The sequence below is a fragment of the Bacteroides sp. ET336 genome (genome assembly GCF_024733815.1).
Classification (GTDB): Bacteria; Bacteroidota; Bacteroidia; order Bacteroidales; family Bacteroidaceae; genus Phocaeicola; species Phocaeicola cellulolyticus.
The window spans coordinates 50,654-65,628 of record NZ_JANRHK010000020.1 but is presented as its reverse complement, the minus strand read 5'-3'; the positions used below and the strand labels follow the sequence as shown (position 1 = coordinate 65,628).

The window sequence follows — 14,975 nt, the reverse complement described above, 5'->3', positions numbered from 1 at the left end:
AATAATAGGTACTATTGGCAAATGTAAATAAAAACTATGATATTTAAAATACCAGTTTGAACGGAGTGTATAATTTTTTGTATAATATGTGCATATGATTTCAACCTTATATGCCTATTTTTTGTTTTTCATTATATAAATACTTATTTTTGAGAAAAACAAATAACCGATATCATTATGAAAAAACACAAGCGAACCAATACGCTTAGTTTGTTGGCAGCATTGCCTTTAATATTGGCAGGCCAAACTATTAATGCACAAGAACAAGAATTAGACAAAGTCTCTGCCGATACTGTAGTAAATGTCGGCTATGCCACCGGAAGCATTAAGAAACTGTCCGGATCAGTGGAGCTGATCAAAGAAGATCAGATGAACAAAATACAGATTGTAAATCCTATTGAGGCTATTCAGGGACGAGTTGCAGGACTTACTATCAATAAAGGGGGGAACGGAACGGCTGCTCTTGATGCGGTACGTCTGCGTGGAACTACATCCATAACGGGAGGTAACTCACCGTTAATCATTGTTGATGGTGTTATAGGGGATATGACTCTGCTTACCTCAATTTATCCTACTGACATAGAAAGCTTTACTATTTTGAAGGATGCTTCCGAAACGGCTCAGTACGGTTCGCGTGGAGCTTCCGGCGTAATAAATGTCGTGACAAAGAAAGGTATCAAGGGCAAGACAAGTATAAACTACAGCGGAAGTTTCGGTATTTCCAGTGTGTATAAAAGAATAGGGATGCTCGATGCTGATGAATACAGAAATGTCACTTCAAGCTTGGGATTGAGTATTATAGACAAAGGCTATAATACAAATTTCCAGAAAGCAATAGAAAGGACGGCCATAAGGCAGAATCATAATATTGCTCTTTATGGTGGCGGAGAGAAATCTACTTACCGTGTATCTCTTGGATATTTGGATATGGAAGGAGATATAATGAACGAGGGTATGAAGATGTTTACATCAAACATGAATCTGAACCAAAAGCTTATAGATAACTTGGTAGATTGTGAACTTGGAATATTCGGCTCGGTGAAAAGGGAAAGAAGTCTGTTCGACCTGCAGAAGACATTTTATTCGGCCGCAACTTTCAATCCTACTTTCCCCGGAGAAAAGAATTCTTCAGGTGCCTGGGATAATCTTACTACGGCCAGTCAGATAACAAATCCGTTGGCATGGATGGAGGTTGACAACCGTGAAGCAGCCTCATACTTCAGTGCACATGCTAAAATAAACGTAAATCTTCCATACCGGCTGAAACTGGTACTTTTCGGCTCATATACATACAATAATACTGAGGACAGCCAATATTTACCTACAACAGTATGGGCTTACGGTCAGGGATACAGAGGTTTGAGAAGTTCGGAATCATTGCTGGGAAACATGATGCTTACATACAACAGACAGATGGGAAAACATTTTATAGATGTATTGGCATTGGGTGAGCTCTCTAAGGACAGATATTCCGGATTCTATACTACAGCTACAAACTTTTCATCTGATTATATGGGCTTCAATAATCTTCAGGCAGGAGCATTGAGACCATGGGACGGTACAGGCTCTTATTTTGAAGATCCCAGACAGGTATCGTTTTTGGGCCGTGTGAACTATTCGTATGATGACAGGTATGTTGTAACATTGAATGCGCGTACTGATGCGTCATCCAAGTTTGGCGAGAACCATAAATGGGGATTTTTCCCTTCAGCTTCTGTGGCGTGGAACATATCGCAGGAAGATTTTATGAGGTATGTTGATATAGTCGATAATCTGAAAGTCAGACTGGGATACGGACTTGCCGGAAACCAGGGAGGAATAAGTTCTTATACCACTATGAGTCTGGCTAAACCGAATGGGGTAGCTCCTGTTGGTAACTTGCCTATGGTTACTTTTGAAACACTGAGAAATGTCAATCCGGATCTGAAATGGGAAGTGAAGAAGACTTTCAATGCTGGTGCCGACCTTGAAATGTATGGTAGCCGGTTTATTCTGTCTGTTAATTATTATAAGTCGAAAACAAGCGATATGCTTTATAATTATCATGTCAGCGTTCCTCCGTTCACTTATAATACCCTTTTGGCAAACATCGGTTCGATGGAAAACAATGGCGTGGAAATATCAGTAGGAGGTACTCCGGTGAGAACAGGGGATTGGGAACTTATGATAAACGCAAATCTCACCTATCAGCAGAACAAACTGCTGTCGCTTGGTGGAATGTATGAAGGTAATTATATATCAGCTGCCGAATATACAGCCATTGCCGGACTGAATGGTGCAGGATTTCATGGTGGAAACAACAATATAGTGTATCAGATAGTGGGACAGCCATTGGGCGTTTTCTATCTGCCTAAATGTACAGGGTTGAAAGATGACGGTAACGGAGGTTATGTATATGGTATAGCCGATTTGAATGGGGGCGGAGTAAGCATAGAGGATGGAGAAGACAGATATATAGCCGGACAGGCCATACCTAAATATATACTCGGTTCAAATATCAGTCTGAGATATAAATCTTTCGATATCTCGTTACAGATGAACGGTGCGTTCGGCCATAAGATTTACAACGGTACTGCACTTACATATATGAACATGAATAACCTACCTGACTATAATGTTATGGAAGAAGCTCCTAAGAAGATGATACGTGACCAGACGGCTACGGACTACTGGCTGGAAAATGGAAACTACCTTAATTTCGATTATCTTACAATAGGATGGCAACCGAAAGTAAAGGACGGACTGTGGCTGAAGGGTTGCAGACTGGCTTTTACGATAAACAATCTGGCGACTATAACCGGGTATTCTGGACTTACTCCGCTTATAAACAGTTCCGGTATAGACGGTACATTGGGAGTTGACGATAAACGCAGCTATCCTGTATCGAGGACATATACTTTAAGCCTTGGGTTGAACTTTTAAAATTTATGCGTATGAAACGATATGTTTACATCATAACAGCTTGTATCCTTTGTCTATCATCTTGCAAGGGTTTTTTGGAAGAAAATCCAAAGGACGCAATAAACGAAAATCAGATAGCCGGAAATCTGAAAGAACTATACATGCACAGTGTTGCCACTCTTTATAATAATATTGGCGGATATAATGACAGTGAGGGGATACAGGGCACCGGAAGAGGTATATACGACCTTAATACTTTTACCACCGATGAGGCTATAATGCCTACGCGTGGCGCGGACTGGTATGACGGTGGATTCTGGCAGGGACTATATCTTCATGACTGGGGAACAAATAACAATTCTATTCTTGCCACATGGGAATATTTGTACAAATCGGTCATGCTTTGTAATGAATCTGCCAGAAGGATAAAGGACTATGCAACAGAGCACAGTGATGATGATGCACAACCCTTGATGTCAGAAGTCAGAGCTCTAAGGGCATTATTCTATTACCATCTTATGGATTTGTTCGGGAGAGTGCCGCTCATAAGGGAAACAGAAGTTGAGAAGTCGGTGAAAGAACAGGCAGAAAGGAGTGAAATCTTCTGGTTTATTGTAAATGAACTACAGGAATCCTTACCTTATCTGGCAGACGAACGTAGTAATATCCCCGGAGAATATTACGGACGAATTTCACGACATGTGGCATATTTCCTGTTGGCTAAACTGGCACTGAATGCCGAGGTATATACAGATGATGTATGGACTGACAATTTAAGACCAAACGGAGCTGATATAGAATTTACAATAGACGGAACAAGGACGAATGCATGGGAGGCCACAATATACTATTGCGACAAGATAGCAGAGGCAGGATACAATCTGGAACCGGATTATAGGACTAATTTTGCAGTGTTCAACGAATCGTCTGTCGAGAATATTTTTGTCATACCTATGGACAAGACATTATATACCAACCAGTTCATATATTTATTCAGGTCGCGTCATTATAATCATGCAAAGGCTTACGGACTTGGAGGAGAGAACGGTGCGTCTGCCACTCTGGATGTTCTTGAAACATTCGGCTACGGTACAGAAAATGAAGATCCACGATTTGATTTCTGCTATTTTGATGACGATCTTACCGATCTTGACGGAAATCCTATAATGCTGGATGATGGAAAGACACGTTTGGTCTATGAGCCTTGGAAGGTTGAACTTGACGTTTCAGGAAAACCGTACGAGAAGACTGCCGGAGCGAGAATGAAAAAATATGAAGTCGATCCTACAGGCTTTAAAGACGGAAAGCTTATAGACAATGATATCGTTCTTTACAGATATGCCGATGTGCTTCTTATGAAATGTGAAGCTAAGGTTCGCAATGGAGAAAACGGTGACAGAGAGCTTAATCTTGTCAGGAGTAGAGTAAATGCTCCTGCCAGGAGTGCTACTCTTGAAAATATTCTGGATGAAAGAATGCTAGAACTTGCCTGGGAAGGATGGAGGCGTCAGGATATGATAAGGTTCGGAGTTTACACTGAAGCATATAGCAGCCGTCCTCAGCTGGAAAATGAAGAGACCGGATTTACAACAGTATTCCCAATCCCTGAAAAGATTATTCAGATGAATAACTGGTTATTACAGAATTCAGGTTATAAGAAATAAAAAAAGACCTCTCTTATTGGAAAATGTCCGTAAGAGAGGTCTTAATCTTTTTATTTATATTATTGGTTATTTATATTCGTCCCAACTCTTGATTGCTATATCGTCTATACTCATAGTGCAGAATGCATTGATGAATGCGCTTGCAAGACGTGCGTTTGTAACAAGAGGAATATTCAAATCCACAGCGGCACGACGGATCTTATAACCGTTTTCAAGCTCGGTTGGAGTAAGGTCGCGTGGGATATTTACCACCATGTCAATTTCCTTCTTGTGCAGCATTTCGAGAGCCTGAGGATGTCCTTCTTCGCTTGGCCAGTAAACGCGTGTATTTTCTACGCCGTTTTCTGTAAGGAACTTGGATGAACCGCCTGTAGCGAAGATGTTGTAACCTTTAGCCTTGAGTGCACGTGCAGCCTGAAGCAAGTCAACCTTCTGTTTCAGTGTACCTGTTGACATAAGGATATTCTTTTCAGGGATGCGGTACCCTACAGAAAGCATAGCTTTCAATACTGCGCATGAAGTATCGTCGCCGATACATCCCACTTCACCTGTAGATGCCATATCAACGCCCAAAACAGGGTCGGCCTTCTGCAGACGGTTGAATGAGAACTGGCTAGCCTTGATACCTACATAGTCGAGGTCGAACAGGTTCTTCTCAGGTTTTTCAACCGGCAGACCGAGCATAACCTTAGTAGCAAGTTCGATGAAGTTAATCTTCAAGACTTTACTTACGAATGGGAATGAACGGCTGGCACGCAAGTTACATTCGATAACCTTGATATCGTTTTCACGTGCAAGGAACTGAATGTTGAACGGACCGGAGATGTTAAGCTCCTTTGCAATCTGACGAGAGATACGCTTGATACGGCGTACAGTCTCAACATAAAGTTTCTGTGGAGGGAACTGTATAGTAGCGTCACCTGAGTGTACACCGGCAAACTCGATGTGTTCAGAGATAGCGTATGCCACGATTTCACCGTTCTGTGCCACAGCATCCATTTCAACTTCCTTGGCATGTTCTATGAACTGGCTCACTACCACAGGGTGTTTCTTCGATACGTTGGCTGCAAGCTGCAGGAAGCGTTCAAGTTCTTCCTGGTTAGAACATACGTTCATAGCTGCACCTGAAAGCACGTATGAAGGACGAACCAATACAGGGAAACCAACTTTCTTGATAAATGCGTTGATATCTTCCATAGAAGTAAGCGCACTCCATTCAGGCTGGTCAACACCGATACGGTCAAGCATAGCCGAGAACTTGTCGCGGTCCTCTGCGTTGTCGATACTCTTTGCAGAAGTACCAAGGATATTTACTTTCTGAGCATCAAGACGAAGCGCGAGGTTGTTAGGAATCTGTCCACCTGTAGAAACGATTACTCCGTGAGGATTTTCCAGGTCGAGGATATCCATTACACGTTCGAAAGTCAGCTCGTCGAAGTACAGACGGTCGCACATATCGTAGTCTGTAGATACAGTTTCAGGGTTGTAGTTGATCATTACAGAGCGGTAACCTTCCTTGCGGATAGTGTTAAGAGCCTGAACACCACACCAGTCGAATTCTACAGAAGAACCGATACGGTAAGCTCCTGAACCGAGAACCACGATACTCTTGTGGTCGCCAAGGTAATGAACATCGTTAGCCACACCGCTGTAAGTCAGATACAGGTAGTTAGTCTGTGCAGGATATTCAGCAGCTAGAGTATCTATCTGTTTCACTACAGGCACGATACCTACACTCTTACGGTGGTTACGGATATCAACGATAGCATCTTCCATCTCACCCTTGTAACCGATTGCACGAGCTACCTGGAAGTCAGAGAATCCCTGACGTTTAGCCTTATAAAGCAGTTCGTTCGGCAACTGTGAAAGCTGAGTGTGGTTGTTTCCCCATTCGTGGAGCTCCTTAGATGTCTGCATGATGTTCTGCAGCTTGTCGAGGAACCACTTGTCTATTTTAGTAAGGTCATGTATCTGGTCAACAGTGTAACCCGCACGCATAGCCTTAGAGATTACGAAGATACGTTTGTCGGTCGGTTCGCGGAGAGCCTTGTCGATATCATCGATAACAAGCTCCTTGTTTTCAACGAAACCGTGCATTCCCTGACCAATCATACGGAGACCTTTCTGGATAGCTTCTTCGAAAGTACGTCCGATAGCCATAACTTCACCTACCGACTTCATGCTTGAACCAAGTTCGCGGTCAACACCGTGGAACTTACCCAAGTCCCAGCGAGGAATCTTACATACGCAGTAGTCAAGAGCCGGTTCGAAGAATGCAGAAGTTGTCTTTGTTACAGAGTTCTTAAGATCGAACAGTCCGTATCCCAAACCGAGTTTCGCAGCAACGAAAGCCAAAGGATAACCTGTAGCCTTAGATGCAAGAGCTGAAGAACGGCTCAGACGGGCATTAACCTCGATTACACGGTAGTCTTCCGATTCCGGGTCGAAAGCATACTGTACGTTACATTCACCTACGATACCGATGTGGCGGATGATGCGGATTGCGAGTTCACGCAACTTGTGGTATTCGCTGTTTGTAAGAGTCTGTGATGGTGCGATAACGATAGACTCACCGGTGTGGATACCCAGCGGGTCGAAGTTTTCCATGTTACATACAGTGATACAGTTGTCGAAACGGTCGCGAACCACTTCGTATTCCACTTCTTTCCATCCCTTCAAGCTCTTTTCTACGAGCACCTGTGGAGAGAAAGAGAAAGCCTTTTCAGCCAATACGTTAAGTTCTTCTTCATTGTCGCAGAAACCGGAACCCAGACCACCAAGCGCGTATGCAGCACGGATGATAACAGGATAGCCAAGTTCCTTTGCAGCACGGCGTGCATCCTCGATGTTTTCTACAGCTTCACTCTTGATAGTCTTGACATTGATTTCGTCAAGTTTCTGAACGAAAAGCTCACGGTCCTCAGTGTCCATGATAGCCTGTACAGGAGTACCAAGAACACGAGTCTCATATTTTTCGAATATACCTGCCTTGTAGAGAGCAACACCGCAGTTCAATGCTGTCTGTCCACCAAATGAGAGCAGTACGCCGTCAGGACGTTCCTTAGCTATTACTTTTTCTACGAAGTAAGGTGTTACAGGCAGGAAGTAGATCTTGTCTGCGACTCCTTCTGAAGTCTGCACTGTAGCGATATTAGGGTTGATAAGGATGGTTTCTATACCTTCTTCCTTAAGAGCCTTAAGAGCCTGTGAACCGGAATAATCGAACTCACCGGCTTCGCCGATTTTAAGTGCTCCGGAACCTAACAATAATACTTTCTTTATATTTTCTTTCATTGTACTTTTCTTTTTAATGGATTACAGCAATTTTACAAACTCATCGAACAGGAATTCTGTATCTGTCGGACCACTTGCAGCTTCCGGGTGGAACTGTGCAGAGAACCAAGGGTTCTTTTTGTGGCGGATACCTTCGTTAGAGCCGTCGTTCATGTTGATGAACAGTGGTTCCCAGTCTGAGCCAAGAGTATTGTTGTCAACGGCATAACCGTGGTTCTGTGAAGTGATGAAACATTTTTCTGTTCCCACCATGCGAACCGGCTGGTTGTGGCTGCGGTGACCGTATTTCAGTTTGTATATTTTTGCACCTCCTGCTTTCGAGAGCAACTGGTTACCCATACAGATTCCGAAGATAGGAAGTTTTTCGTTCTGCATAGCCTTGCGGATGTTCTGTACTGCAGCATCGCAGGTGTCTGGGTCGCCAGGACCGTTTGAGATAAACAGACCGTCTAATTCAAGAGAGTTGAAATCATAGTTCCATGGAACGCGGATTACTTCTACATCGCGTTTCAAAAGGCAACGGATAATGTTCGATTTAACACCACAGTCCACGAGTACGACTTTCTTCTTGCCTTCGCCTTCGTTGTAGCGGATTACTTCCTTGCAGGAAACCTTATCAACGTAGTTTACTCCGGCATATTCAGCCTCAGGAATGTTGTCCGGTTCATCGTCGAATACGATTTTTCCCATCATCACACCGTGTTCGCGCAATACCTTTGTAAGCTCACGGGTGTCAATGCCTGTAATTCCCGGTATCTGCTCACGTTTAAGCCAGTCGCCAAGGCTTTCTACTGCATTCCAGTGAGAATACTTTTCGCTGTAGTCGCTTACGATAATCGCTTCGGCATGAATTTTTTCGCTTTCCATAAAATGAGGAAGTCCGTTTTCCGCGAAAGTGAAAGGAGGTACACCGTAGTTTCCAACCAAAGGATAAGTCAGTGTCATAAGCTGACCGGCATACGAAGGGTCTGTCAAACTTTCAGGGTAACCGGTCATGGCTGTGTTGAACACCACTTCGCCTGCTACCGGTTTCTCATAACCGAACGACTTGCCATGGAAGCGGCTCCCGTCGTCGAGGATCAATGTTACATTTCGCATATGTTGAATTAAAAATTAAAAATTAACAATTAAAAATTTATTGAATTAAGAATTAAAAACTTAATGAATTAAGAATGATGTCATCCACTCATTTTTAATTTTTAATTATTAATTATTCATTTAAGAAGTTTTCTTCTATATAGTTTATAAACGCCTGGTTTACCAGTTTCACTCCGCCCGGAGTAGGGTAGTCTCCACTGAAGTACCAGTCGCCTGTGTGGTCAGGACATGCCTCGTGAAGTCCTTCAAGTGTCTGATATACTATTTCTACTTTGGCTTGTGTTCCGGCAGGTGTCAGCAGTTCTACCATTTTGGCTGATATCTCTTCATCCGTGAACGGTGCGTATATCTCTTTTACATAATTCACCATCTCTTCTTTAGGCAATCCTAATTGTGCCTTGGATTTGCTGTATGCATTTATTATAACGTCCTGCATACCTCTTTCCTCAAGCAATGCTATGGCAGCCTTGAAGGCAATGAACTGCTCCATGCTTGCCATGTCTATACCGTAATAGTCTGGATAGCGTACCTGTGGCGATGACGATACTATTACTATCTTTTTCGGGTGCAGGCGGTCGAGTATGCTTATGATACTTTGTTTCAGTGTTGTACCACGAACTATACTGTCGTCTATTATCACCAGGTTGTCAGCGTATGGCACTAGGCTTCCGTATGTAATATCATATACGTGTGCTGCCAAATCATTGCGGGTATTTCCTTCGGCGATGAACGTACGCAGCTTTATATCCTTAATTGCGACTTTTTCACTTCGGATACGCTGTGAAAGAATCTGTTCAAGCTCGCTATGGCTCGGTTTATGCCCCAAGGCCTCTATACGTTGTACTTTCAGCTCATTCAGATAGTTGTCGAAACCTTCCAACATTCCGTAGAAAGCCACTTCGGCTGTGTTCGGGATGAAAGAGAATACTGTGTGTATCACGTCGTTGTCTATAGCTTTCAGAATAGGATTCACCAGCTTCTCGCCGAGTTTTTTTCTTTCGCGGTATATATCCATGTCGCTGCCGCGGCTGAAGTATATACGTTCGAAAGAACAAGCCTTTTTCACTTTCGGCTCGTTTATCTGAGCCAGACGCATCTGTCCTTTTTTGCTTATCATTATTGCCTGGCCAGGCTGAAGTTCGTTTATACTGTCGGCAGGAACATTCAGTGCCGTCTGTATCACAGGACGTTCTGAAGCCAGTACGAATATTTCATCGTCCATATACCAGAATGCAGGACGTATTCCCCACGGGTCGCGCACGGCAAAGCTTTCGCCGCTACCGGTCAGTCCGCATATCACGTAACCGCCGTCCCATGTCGGACTTGATGTCTTCAAAACGTTTGTCAGGTCTATTCTGTCTTCTATGGCATGAGTGATGTCCATACCTTCCAGACCTTCGCCTTTGCATTCTGTGTATAGCCTTTCCACTTCGCGGTCAAGTCGGTGTCCCACCTGCTCAAGCATTATATACGTGTCGGCATATTTGCGCGGGTGCTGTCCGTCGGCAGTGATTGATGCAAATATTTCGTCAACATTTGTAAGGTTGAAATTTCCGCACAGCGCAAGGTTCTTTGCACGCCAGTTGTTGCGGCGGAGGAACGGGTGCACATACGATATTCCGCTTTTACCTGTAGTGGAATATCTCAGGTGTCCCATATACAGTTCGCCTGCAAAAGGAAGACACTTTTCGGCATATTTGGCATCACGCATCTGTTCCGGTGTCAGATCCTTGAAATAGCTGTGTACAGTTCCGAAAATCTCGGTTATAGCTCCTGCACCAAGTCCTCTTTCGCGGAACATGTATTCTTCTCCCGGTGCAGCCTGAAGTTTCACGCAAGCCAGTCCGGCAGCTTCCTGTCCACGGTTATGCTGTTTCTCCATCAAAAGGTACAGCTTATTAAGTCCGTACATCCATGTACCATATTTCTGCTGGTAGTGTTCCAGTGGTTTCATCAGGCGTATCATCGCCACCCCACATTCGTGCTTTAGTTGTTCCATACCTTAATTATCTATATTTGTATTGTTGTATATCGTATAATGCTGTTGGACGAAAAAAATCCCGGATATGCCGAAAAGCATTTCCGGGTAAATATGAATTTTCTGAAAAAGAAAAGTCTGTATGTTTGAAAAACAAAAATAACATACTGGAAAATGAAAAACGGATTTTGGCAAAAAGAAATGTAATAGCATTTCTGTATGCTTCCGAAGTTTTACAATATAGAAAAACCGAATAAAATCTTTTCATCTTCTGGCTCTTAATAAATATATATTATATATAATGTGTTATATTAAGTCTTTCTTATGTTATATTCGGAGTGCAAAGATAAGTATTTTCAGTGAAATATATGCATTCCGTTAATACATCTTTAGAAAAAATATTCGTATTACCTTTTTATTATATGTGATAAATATATGAAGCGACGATAAAAAAATTGGAAATACATTTGTCAATAAAAAAATAAGAAGTAATTTTGAACCACAAAATAAGAACTTATCCCGCCGAAATAACTCAGTTGGTAGAGTAACTCATTCGTAATGAGTAAGTCGCGGGTTCGAGTCCCGCTTTCGGCTCTTATTTTGACGGTTACAAAACGCCCTGTCATTCGAATTGAAATGACAGGGCGTTTTGTTTAAAACGACAGTTCATTTTTTTAAACGCATGAAAGGCTTATGCTTTAGTTTATTTATACCTTCGTTTTGACAGTATTTGAAGATTTTATTTATCTTTGTCGGCATGGAAAAATTTGAGCTTAACATATTGGGATGCGGTTCTGCATTGCCTACGATGCGGCATTCTGCCACTTCACAAGTCATCAACGTAAGAGAGAAACTTTTTATGATAGATTGTGGGGAGGGAACACAGGTGCAGCTGCGCAGATCCAGACTGAAATTTTCAAGACTTAACCATGTTTTCATATCACACCTGCATGGCGATCATTGCTTTGGACTCATAGGAATGATATCAACTTTCGGCATGATAGAAAGAACTGCCAATCTGCATATATATGCGCATCCCGATTTGCAGACATTGCTCAAACCTCAACTCGATTTCTTCTGTAAGGGATTACCCTTTGAGGTTATATTCCATGACATTGATCCGGCAGAGCGGGCTGTGATATACGATGACCGTTCGTTGACGGTTGAAACCATCCCTCTGAAACACAGAATGCCTACGTGTGGTTTCCTTTTCAAGGAAAAGCCTGTACCTAATCATATAATAAGAGATATGATAGATTTCTATAAGGTGCCGGTGTATATGATTAACAGAATTAAGAACGGTGAGGATTTTGTGTGTGAGGATGGAACAGTGGTTCCTAACAGTAGGCTGACTGTGCCTTCTGATCCTCCAAGAAGTTATGCCTACTGTTCTGATACGATGTTTTGTCCGAAAATAGTTGAACAGATAAAGAACGTGGACTTGTTGTTTCATGAAGCTACTTTCCTGGAAACGGAGAAGGCAAGGGCTAAGGTTACCATGCATTCGACGGCAAGACAGGCAGCTGAGATTGCAAGGATGGCAGAAGTGAAGAAACTGGTTATAGGTCATTTCTCGGCAAGATACGATGACGATGAATGTCTTCTGTCCGAAGCAAAAGAAGTTTTTGCCGATACAATTTTGGCAAACGAGAATTTGAGTATAGACATTTGAATTTCCTACAGCATATTGTTTAAATGGTAATGGAACATAATAATGAGGACGATATAAAAGAGCGTTTGCACGACCCGCACACGCGACGCAGTGCTTTTGAAGAAGTGGTAGGGGAGTTCAGCGAACAACTGTATTGGCAGATAAGAAGGATGGTGGTGTCTCACGATGATGCCAATGACATTCTTCAGAATACATTTATAAAGGCATGGACCAATATTGACTATTTCAGAGGAGATGCGAAACTTTCTACATGGTTGTACAGAATAGCTCTGAACGAATGTCTGAATTTTCTGAACAGGCAGAGGGCACAGGAAAATATTTCTATAGATGAGGCTGACTCGAATTTTATAAACATGATTGAGGGAGATCCGTATTTTGACGGGGACGAAACTCAGGTCATGTTTCAAAAGGCTATACGAACACTGCCTGAGAAACAGAGGATTATATTCAATCTGAGATATTTTCAGGAAATGAAATATGAAGATATTTCAGAGATAGTGGGAACTACGGTTGGAGCCCTTAAAGCTTCATATCATCACGCGGTAAAGAAAATAGAAGAATATTTCAAGCAGAATGATTAAACCTTTTACCGTATTTTTAATCTAATATAAAGGAAGGAGATCGTAATATGAAGGAAGATACCGAATTAAAGAACAGGATAGGGAAGGAAAATCCTTTTAAGGTGCCCGAAGGCTACTTTGAAAATATTGTTCCCGAAATAATGAAGCAGCTTCCTGAAACCGAGGTGCAAGAAAAGGTTGAGGTAACCATGTGGGAAAGAGTGAAACCTTGGGTTTATATGGTTGCTATGTTCTGCGGACTTATGTTCGGACTGCGTGTAATGATGAATGACAGGCCTGTAAGTACGGGTATTAATGCGGGCGATGTCTCTATGACGGATTCTGTGCAAGGTATTCCGGATGAATATATTGATCCTATTTTGGATCAGGCTATGATGGACGACTATACATTATATATGTATCTGACTGATGCCGATTTGGAAATATACAATTAATTCGATTATTCTTATATGAACAGATTTGTTATTATAATTGCTATGCTTATATCTTGTCTTGCCATACAGGCTCAGGACAAAAAAGAATGCATGAGTAAGGAACAGTTTCGTGAACGACAAAAACAGTATCTTGTAGAAAAGGCAGGATTGACACAGGAAGAGGCTGCAAAGTTCTTTCCTTTGTATTTTGAATTGCAGGATAAGAAATTTTCTTATAATAAAGATATGTGGGACAAGATACGCAAGGCTAAGGATGGCAATAATGTGACAGATGCCGAATATTCCCGCATAACGGAAGATGTGATAAAGACACGCCTTACAATAGATGAACTGGAGCTGGAATATCTTGGTAAATATAAAAAAGTGCTTAGTCCAAAGAAAATTTATAATATTCAACGGGCTGAAATGAAGTTCAGCCGTGAATTGCTGAAAGGAGCCGGAAAACATAAAAAATAGTGTTCATAACAGGATTATACTACTTGATAAAGCCTGTTTTCAGAAAAAAAAACGTACTTTTTCAGAAAAAAATGTCCAAAAGCTTTGCATATTCAAAAAAAATCCCTACCTTTGCATCGCTTTTGAGAAATAAAGCACTTCGAAAGGAGTTTTGGAGAGGTGGCAGAGTGGTCGATTGCGGCGGTCTTGAAAACCGTTGTACCGCGAGGTACCCGGGGTTCGAATCCCTGTCTCTCCGCTGAAACCTAAGACATTAGGTAGTCAAATTAAGACAAGTCCCGTAAAATCAACGTTTTACGGGACTTTTTCTATTTATCCGGTGGACAACCGAAAGACATTCGGATCAACGTAAAAATCTGAGGGATTTTGAAGGATCAACGTAAAAATGGATTCAAATGCCCACTTTTGACAAAGTTCCGTTACTAAATCGTTACAGGAATATTGAGAAAATATTTTGTAGCGATTTTCGATGTAAGTCCTTGATTTGTCGCTTGTTTACATCAATATCACTATTTGTTGAATTTCACTATCTACAAATTGATTTTATTCATAGTGATAGCCTTACTCAATTTTCATAATGACCAAAATGTTAAGCGTATTTGTTTATACATACAGAGTATTGCTTAATGTATAAATAAGATTTTATATTACACGATAGTTTGAGAAAATTTTTCTATTATATTTGCAAAAAAAATAAAACTAATCTATATGAAATTAGTATATCACAGTTGCAAACCTTTGCATGTGCAAGCTGAAGGGATGTTGAGAATACTTATTGAATCAGAAGAATTTAAGAATGGGAAATTACTTCCTAATGAAGTCCTATAACTGAACAATTAAATATATCAAGGAGCACACTTGCTAAGTTATCAACAAACTTGTGTTAGAGTGATTGTT

General features: G+C 41.7%; 9 protein-coding genes and 2 tRNA genes. 8 read left to right on the top strand and 3 right to left on the bottom strand.

The features are described 5' to 3' along the window. The first annotated feature begins 177 nt into the window (after window positions 1-177). Together NW213_RS14435 and NW213_RS14430 are read left to right on the top strand one after the other, a co-directional pair. Window positions 178-2,922, top strand: coding sequence for a SusC/RagA family TonB-linked outer membrane protein (locus NW213_RS14435; RefSeq protein WP_258323207.1), 2,745 nt, complete (start codon window positions 178-180; stop codon window positions 2,920-2,922). Between the two features lie 11 nt (window positions 2,923-2,933). Beyond that, complete coding sequence (locus tag NW213_RS14430; protein WP_258323206.1) at window positions 2,934-4,565, top strand: RagB/SusD family nutrient uptake outer membrane protein; 1,632 nt, start codon at window positions 2,934-2,936, stop codon at window positions 4,563-4,565. Window positions 4,566-4,631: 66 nt separating this feature from the next. On the opposite strand, the gene carB is transcribed toward NW213_RS14430, so the two are convergent. The 3 genes from carB to NW213_RS14415 all read right to left on the bottom strand — a co-directional run bounded on the left by carB (window position 4,632) and on the right by NW213_RS14415 (window position 10,956). Beyond that, complete coding sequence (carB, locus tag NW213_RS14425) at window positions 4,632-7,859, bottom strand: carbamoyl-phosphate synthase (glutamine-hydrolyzing) large subunit (RefSeq protein ID WP_258323205.1); 3,228 nt, start codon at window positions 7,857-7,859, stop codon at window positions 4,632-4,634. A 21-nt stretch (window positions 7,860-7,880) separates the two neighbouring features. Beyond that, window positions 7,881-8,957: a glutamine-hydrolyzing carbamoyl-phosphate synthase small subunit gene (carA, locus tag NW213_RS14420; RefSeq protein WP_258323204.1), complete on the bottom strand. Its 1,077-nt coding sequence runs from the start codon at window positions 8,955-8,957 to the stop codon at window positions 7,881-7,883. A gap of 112 nt (window positions 8,958-9,069) precedes the next feature. Next, window positions 9,070-10,956, bottom strand: coding sequence for an amidophosphoribosyltransferase (locus NW213_RS14415; protein WP_204394247.1), 1,887 nt, complete (start codon window positions 10,954-10,956; stop codon window positions 9,070-9,072). 500 nt (window positions 10,957-11,456) lie between these two features. On the opposite strand from NW213_RS14415, the gene NW213_RS14410 reads away from it, so the two are divergent. The 6 genes from NW213_RS14410 (at window position 11,457) to NW213_RS14385 (ending at window position 14,316) form a co-directional block, all read left to right on the top strand. Continuing rightward, window positions 11,457-11,529, top strand: a tRNA-Thr gene (locus NW213_RS14410). 163 nt (window positions 11,530-11,692) lie between these two features. After that, window positions 11,693-12,607, top strand: a complete 915-nt coding sequence (locus NW213_RS14405) for a ribonuclease Z (protein WP_258323203.1) — start codon at window positions 11,693-11,695, stop codon at window positions 12,605-12,607. A gap of 29 nt (window positions 12,608-12,636) precedes the next feature. After that, window positions 12,637-13,188: an RNA polymerase sigma factor gene (locus NW213_RS14400; RefSeq protein ID WP_258323202.1), complete on the top strand. Its 552-nt coding sequence runs from the start codon at window positions 12,637-12,639 to the stop codon at window positions 13,186-13,188. Window positions 13,189-13,235: 47 nt separating this feature from the next. After that, the gene (locus NW213_RS14395) at window positions 13,236-13,622 is read left to right on the top strand and encodes a hypothetical protein (protein ID WP_258323201.1); all 387 of its coding nucleotides are present in this window, start codon (window positions 13,236-13,238) and stop codon (window positions 13,620-13,622) included. A gap of 15 nt (window positions 13,623-13,637) precedes the next feature. Then, the gene (locus NW213_RS14390) at window positions 13,638-14,078 is read left to right on the top strand and encodes a hypothetical protein (RefSeq protein ID WP_204394242.1); all 441 of its coding nucleotides are present in this window, start codon (window positions 13,638-13,640) and stop codon (window positions 14,076-14,078) included. Between the two features lie 153 nt (window positions 14,079-14,231). Next, a tRNA-Ser gene (locus NW213_RS14385) sits at window positions 14,232-14,316 on the top strand. Window positions 14,317-14,975: the final 659 nt, after the last annotated feature.

Excerpts from the sequence above, each read along its gene's own strand:
- NW213_RS14400 (WP_258323202.1), top strand. The coding sequence starts at position 12,637 with ATGGAACATAATAATGAGGACGATATAAAAGAGCGTTTGCACGACCCG.
- carB (WP_258323205.1), bottom strand. The coding sequence starts at position 7,859 with ATGAAAGAAAATATAAAGAAAGTATTATTGTTAGGTTCCGGAGCACTT.
- NW213_RS14405 (WP_258323203.1), top strand. The coding sequence starts at position 11,693 with ATGGAAAAATTTGAGCTTAACATATTGGGATGCGGTTCTGCATTGCCT.
- NW213_RS14435 (WP_258323207.1), top strand. The coding sequence starts at position 178 with ATGAAAAAACACAAGCGAACCAATACGCTTAGTTTGTTGGCAGCATTG.
- NW213_RS14390 (WP_204394242.1), top strand. The coding sequence starts at position 13,638 with ATGAACAGATTTGTTATTATAATTGCTATGCTTATATCTTGTCTTGCC.
- carA (WP_258323204.1), bottom strand. The coding sequence starts at position 8,957 with ATGCGAAATGTAACATTGATCCTCGACGACGGGAGCCGCTTCCATGGC.
- NW213_RS14430 (WP_258323206.1), top strand. The coding sequence starts at position 2,934 with ATGAAACGATATGTTTACATCATAACAGCTTGTATCCTTTGTCTATCA.
- NW213_RS14395 (WP_258323201.1), top strand. The coding sequence starts at position 13,236 with ATGAAGGAAGATACCGAATTAAAGAACAGGATAGGGAAGGAAAATCCT.
- NW213_RS14415 (WP_204394247.1), bottom strand. The coding sequence starts at position 10,956 with ATGGAACAACTAAAGCACGAATGTGGGGTGGCGATGATACGCCTGATG.